The organism is Nonomuraea sp. NPDC001684, from assembly GCF_053596515.1.
Genome location: NZ_JBSFGJ010000813.1, coordinates 1 through 1,955, shown reverse-complemented (window position 1 = coordinate 1,955; position 1,955 = coordinate 1). Strand labels below are relative to the sequence as shown.

Here is a 1,955-nt window from a genome sequence, read left to right as displayed (position 1 = left end):
GTCTTGCATCACGCAAGTGCTCCTCTGGGAGGTGGGGTCGCCATGCTCGGCAAGACCTACGACACGCAGGTGTGCTCGGCCGCCAGGGCGCTGGAGGTCGTCGGCGAGCGATGGAGCCTGCTGATCGTGCGTGACGTGCTGTTCGCCGGAGCGACCCGGTTCGCCGACTTCCAGCGCCTGGGCATCGCGACCAACATCCTGGCCAAACGCCTGGACAGCCTGGTCGACGCGGGCGTACTCGAACGGCGATCGAGCAAGGAGCAGCCCGACCGGGGCCGCTATGCCGCGACCGCGAAGGGGCTCGACCTGGCGCCCGTGATCATCGCGCTGACGCAGTGGGGTGATCGATGGGCGGCACCCGACGGTCCGCCCATCCTGTATCGGCACACCGGTTGCGGCGGGGCCGTCACCGAGCAGACCACCTGCGGCACCTGCGGCGAGGTCACCGACCTCGGGCAGATCCACGTCGTCCACGGTCCCGGCTTCCCCGAGGCCCTGATGGCCTCCCGGACCCCGCGGTGACACTCCGCTCCGGGAGATGAGGGCTCAAGATGCATGATCATTCACTCGTTGAAGCCGACCTGCTGGACAGGATGGAGCGGAACCTGGCGGAACACGCCTGCCACCTGCACCGGAGCATGACCGGCGCGACCGTCACGGAGACCGATGACCTCCTGGTGGCCGACAGCGGCCTGGACGACGACACCTTCAACATCGTCGCCGCGGCCCGCTTCGCCGTCGCCGACGCCACGGCCCGCATCAGCGAGACCGCTCGGACGTCGGCTCGCACCGGCCGCCGTTTCTCCTGGTGGGTAGGGCCCGCCTCGACACCGCCGGACCTCGGTGCCCGCCTGACGGCGGCCGGTCTGCCGGCGTCCGAACGCGAGACGGCGATGTGGGCCGAGCTGGACGACGCCCTGGCGCCGCCCGCCGTCCGAGGGCTGGACATCCAGCGGGTCGCCACGCCCGGACAGCTCGCCGACTACGCCACGGTTCTCGCCGCGAACTGGGATCCGCCCGCCGGCACCGTCCGCCGCTTCTTCGCCCGGGCCGCCCCGCAGGCGCTGGCGGCGCACTGCCCGGCCCGGTATCTGGTCGGCTACGTGGACAGCCGTCCGGTGTGTTCCGCCGAAGTGTTCCATCACGCGGGGGTCGCCGGCATCTACAACATCTCCACCCTGGCCGCCCACCGCAGGCGGGGCTACGGCGGCGCCATCACGCTCGCGGCACTGCGTGCGGCCCGCGACCGAGATCATCGCATCGCGGTCCTGCAGGCGTCGGCCGACGGCGAGCCCGTCTACCGCCGCCTGGGCTTCCGCCCCTGCGGCAACTTCACCGAACATCCCATCAACCCCTGAGCCCCGGGCGCTGGTTCACAGCCTCTCGTCAAGGGCCGGGCCCGCGGAGGCCCTGAGCGCGACCGGGCGACATGGCCTGGGAAGACCGCGCTACGGCCGGGTCGTCATCTGAGGGCGGGCCTCGTCAACCCCGGTGTCACCGGGGGCCGGCAGGGCCAGGCACAGGGCGTCCAGCGCGGCGGCGAACGCGTGCTCGGCTGGTGTGCCGTACCCGACGACCAGGCCGTCGCGTGCCGGCATGGCGCTGTCCGGATGCCGGTAGGGACCCAGGCCGTCGAGGGCGAGGCCGAGGCGGCGGGCGGCGCGCAGGGTGGCCTGCTCCGTGCCGGGGGGAAGGTCGAGCACGGCGTGCAGGCCTGCGGCGATGCCGCTGACGGTGATGTGCGGGGCGCGCTCGGCGAGCGTGGCCGTGAGCAGGCTCCGGCGGCGCCGGTAGATCGCGCGCATACGGCGCAGCTGGCGGTCGTAGGCGCCGCAGGCGATGAAGTCGGCCAGGGCGAGCTGGTCGAGGTTCAAGTCCCGTCAGGACCGCTCTGGGTCAGGTAGCTCAGTTGGTACGAGCGTCCGCCTGAAAAGCGGAAGGTCGGCAGTTCGACC

At 72.1% G+C, this 1,955-nt stretch carries 3 protein-coding genes; 2 read left to right on the top strand and 1 reads right to left on the bottom strand.

The window, feature by feature from the left end:
* Both ACWCSD_RS52075 and ACWCSD_RS52070 read left to right on the top strand, forming a co-directional pair.
* Window positions 1-522, top strand: a 522-nt coding sequence (locus ACWCSD_RS52075) for a winged helix-turn-helix transcriptional regulator (RefSeq protein WP_449927255.1), incomplete at its 5' end; no start/stop codon positions are given.
* 29 nt (window positions 523-551) lie between these two features.
* Window positions 552-1,358 (top strand): GNAT family N-acetyltransferase, encoded by an 807-nt coding sequence (locus ACWCSD_RS52070; RefSeq protein ID WP_449927252.1) that lies wholly within the window; start codon window positions 552-554, stop codon window positions 1,356-1,358.
* A 90-nt stretch (window positions 1,359-1,448) separates the two neighbouring features.
* Here the strand turns inward: ACWCSD_RS52070 and ACWCSD_RS52065 are convergent, their stop codons facing one another.
* Window positions 1,449-1,874, bottom strand: a complete 426-nt coding sequence (locus ACWCSD_RS52065; protein WP_449927249.1) for a hypothetical protein — start codon at window positions 1,872-1,874, stop codon at window positions 1,449-1,451.
* Between the last annotated feature and the right edge of the window lie 81 nt (window positions 1,875-1,955).